Source organism: uncultured Agitococcus sp., assembly GCF_937920075.1.
Taxonomy (GTDB): domain Bacteria; phylum Pseudomonadota; class Gammaproteobacteria; order Pseudomonadales; family Moraxellaceae; genus Agitococcus.
On the sequence record NZ_CALETI010000139.1, the window covers coordinates 1 to 3,996 of the forward strand.

At 43.2% G+C, this 3,996-nt stretch carries 2 protein-coding genes; both read right to left on the reverse strand.

Annotated elements, in window-relative coordinates; all coding sequences use genetic code 11:
* Window positions 1–78 precede the first annotated feature (78 nt).
* Window positions 79–996 (reverse strand): branched-chain amino acid transaminase, encoded by a 918-nt coding sequence (locus tag Q0212_RS05195; RefSeq protein WP_297923221.1) that lies wholly within the window; start codon window positions 994–996, stop codon window positions 79–81.
* A 118-nt stretch (window positions 997–1,114) separates the two neighbouring features.
* A partial coding sequence (gene glnE / locus Q0212_RS05200) for a bifunctional [glutamate--ammonia ligase]-adenylyl-L-tyrosine phosphorylase/[glutamate--ammonia-ligase] adenylyltransferase (RefSeq protein WP_367175609.1) occupies window positions 1,115–3,996 on the reverse strand: 2,882 nt, incomplete at its 5' end.

The following is a 3,996-nucleotide window of genomic DNA, read 5'->3' on the forward strand; positions in this document are numbered from 1 at the left end:
GAACTCTATCGCTATAATCTATTATTCCAGTGTAGATAAATAGCGATGATCTTTTAATAAGCAATCAATGCAGCCGTGTTAAACATAGGTTAACCAATGTTTATAGCTTTCATTTTTGCCATTCACTGTATCAAAGAATAACTGCTGTAATTTGGCCGTCATTTCACCGCGAACACCTGTACCAATTGGACGGTCATCATATTCACGAATTGGCGTCACTTCGGCAGCTGTGCCTGTAAAGAAAGCTTCATCAGCAATATAAAACTCATCACGAGTAATACGACGTTCGATAACAGGAATACCTAAGTCTTTGGCAAATTGGATAATGGTTTGACGCGTAATACCATCTAAACCACCGCCCCCCAACTCTGGCGTGTGTAACTCACCATTTTTGACCAAAAATACGTTTTCGCCAGCACCTTGACAGACAAAACCATGTGGATCTAATAACATGGCTTCATCATAACCACAAGCTGCTACTTCTTGATGCGCCAAGATAGAAACAGGGTAATTACCCACCGCTTTGGCTTTACACATGGTAATGTTAGGTTGGTGATGGGTAAAAGATGAGGTTTTAACCCGAATACCTTTGGTCATGCCATCTTCGCCCAAGTACGCGCCCCACGGCCATGCTGCAACTGCGACATGATTGGTATTGTTTTTAGCAGCAATACCCATTTTTTCTGAACCGATCCAGATAATTGGGCGTAAGTAACCAGACGCTAATTTGTTTTCACGAACCACCGCACATTGAGCGGCCATTAATGTTTCCAAATCAAAGGGTACTTTCATTTGAAAAATTTTGGCTGAATTTAACAAACGTTGCGTGTGTTCTTTTAAACGAAAAATCGCTGTGCCTTGTGCAGTTTCATAAGCACGCACACCCTCAAACACGCCCATACCATAATGTAAAGTGTGGGTTAATACGTGAATTTTTGCATCACGCCAATCAACTAATTGACCATCCAACCAAATGAAACCGTCACGATCTGCCATACTGAGCACAGTATTTCTCCAATAAATATAAAGATAATTTCGTACTTTAGGACTCTTAGGTTATTTGCTTAATTGCTTGCCCTCACCCCAACCCTCTCCCAAAGGGCGAGGGAGTCCTCTAGCTAGTATGAGGGCTTAATAAATTTTGCCAACACTGCTGTACCAGTGTACGGGTGGCAATAAAGTCTGTATCGGGCACTTGCGCAGGTTGTTGCGCCAAGGCTAAACGATGACTGCGGGCGCGGTATTCTAGATAAGCCGCTTTCAGTGCTTCTGCCTGTTCGAGGCTTAATTTGCCGCACTGAGCAAAACCGTCCAAGATACGCACATTATCTGGGTAGTGGGTAAGTTCGGGGTAATCACTTGCCCATGCTAGAACTCCGTATTGCACCATAAATTCGATGTCAACAATACCCCCTGCATCGTGTTTTATGTCAAAAATTTTAGCATTTTTTTGTTTTGCTTGGCTGGACAGGTGGTCACGCATTTTTTGACGCATTTCAATCACCTCTTGTTGCAGCTTGGCTAACTCTCGTTGACAGACTAAAACCTGATGGCGAATCTGATAAAAGCGTGTTGCTAACTGCTCATCACCTGCTACAACCCTTGCGCGTACTAAGGCTTGATGCTCCCATGTCCATGCTTGTTGATGCTGATAATCAGTAAACGCTTTGACACTACTGACCAATGCACCCGCATTACCCGAAGGTCGTAAACGCATATCAACTTCATAGAGTTGGCCTGCGGCGGTGGCTGTGGTTAATAAACTAATCATTTTTTGCGCTAAACGGGCATAAAACTCGCCACCACTAATTGCTTTTATGCCATTGGTATCCGCACTACTATCAACATCATGAACAAACACCAAATCTAAATCTGAGCCATAACCTAATTCAATACCGCCTAATTTACCGTAGCCCAAAACAATAAAATCACTACTGGCAATACTGCCATCTAATTTAATCGGATAACCATATTTAGCGGTTAACTGCTGCCATGCTAAGGCCACGACAGATTCTAATACCGCTTCTGCAATCCACGACAAATAATCACTGACTTTCATTAACGGCAATGTGCCTTGAATATCTGACGCTGCTACTCTTAACACATGGCTTTTTTTGAAAATGCGTAGGACACGCATTTGTTCTTCTAAGTCATCTAAAGGGATTCTTAATAATTGCTGTCGTAATTCAGCCAAAAGTTGCGCTTTTTGTGGCGGTGCAAACAAGGTATCTGCATTTAATAACTCGTCTAATAACACAGGATAACGAGCTAATTCCTCGGCAATCCACGGACTGGCAGCACACAAACTAATTAAACGCTGTAAAGCACTCGGATTTTCGAGCATCATCACCAAATAGGCGGTACGTCTTAACACCGACTCGACCAAAGGCAAACAACGACTAAAAGCTAAATCGGCTTGAGGGTGCTTGCCGACACTTTCTAAAAACAAAGGCATAAAGGCATCTAAACGCTCTTTACTAATCACAGGTAAGGTTTTGACCACACGACTGCTGCGTAATTGTTGTAAGCGTTGTTCAATACTCAGCACATCACTAAAGCCCAATTTAGCTAAGCAGGCTTGTTGCTCATCAATAGTTTCGAGCCATAATTCACGGGCAATTTGACTCACTGTACGTTGTTCTTTGGATTGAGGATTTTCGACCACGGCTTGAAAATGTTGTGATACCTTGGCTCGATGCTCGCTCAACACCGCAAGAAAAGCCGCATAATCAGCAAAGCCTAAACTCTGTGCCAAGCGTAAACGCGCAAACTCATCACTGGGTAATTTTTGGGTTTGTTGGTCGTTATAACATTGAATCCGATGTTCAACCTGCCGTAAAAACTGATAAGCACTGGCTAATTCTTGTGCTGCTTGCGCGCTTAATAATTGACGTTCAACCAATACCGCTAACACGGGCAATAACGGTCGTTGTTGTAAGTCTTTAAACACGCCGCCACGAATTAATTGGAAGGCTTGGGCAATAAACTCCACTTCACGAATGCCACCTGCCCCCAATTTAATATTGTCAGCCATGTCTTTACGCCGTACTTCGCGCTCAATCATGGCTTTCATATCACGCAGAGCCGCAAATGCGGAATAATCAATATAACGCCGATAGACAAAAGGTCGTAAACTGCTGAGTAATTCTTGGCCTGCTGCTATATCACCCGCAATTACCCGCGCTTTAATAAAAGCATAACGCTCCCATTCGCGGCCATGTTGCTCGTAATAACGCTCCATGGCATTAAATGATAAAGCCAATGCGCTGCCATCACCCCAAGGCCGTAAACGCATATCAATTCTAAAGACAAAACCATCGGCTGTTTGTTGGTCTAGCAAACGAATTACCTGTTGAGCCAGTTTAATAAAATATTCTTGATTACTAATCACACTCCGACCATTGGTTTCGCCTGCTTCGGGATAACTAAAAATCAAATCAATATCCGAAGATAAGTTCAGTTCTTGTGCGCCCAATTTGCCCATGCCAATAACAATCATTTTTTGCACTTGGCCTGAGTCTTCGCCAATAGGCTGACCATAACGGGCAATCAAGGCTTGTTCGGCATACGCAATCGCAGCATCAACACTCGCTTCGGCAAACTCTGATAATTCATCGGTGAGTTCTGCTAGGGTTGAGAATTGATTCACATCCCGATAAATCCAGCGCAACATCATTTGTTGACGATATTGGCGAATGTTTTGCATCCACATAAAATCAGTCTGGCTTAGAGGAAATAATTGATGAGTCTGTTGATGAAAATACGGCCTTGCTAGCGTGTTATCCAATAAACCTTGTTGATGAACTTGCCAAAAAACCTGTGGCCACTGACACAACACACGCCACGCATAATCACTGCTTAATGCCAGTTGTTGTAAGTGAGACAAACGCTGTTGTTGCAGCTGTTGCCATTCGTTGACTAGATTGGCTTTGGTAAAAGCCTCTGTGGCTTGTTGAAATTGTCTTGAGAGTAGTTGTTCGATTTGGGACATGATGA

Coding starts and splice junctions, on each gene's coding strand:
- Q0212_RS05195 (WP_297923221.1), bottom strand. CDS start 996: ATGGCAGATCGTGACGGTTTCATTTGGTTGGATGGTCAATTAGTTGAT.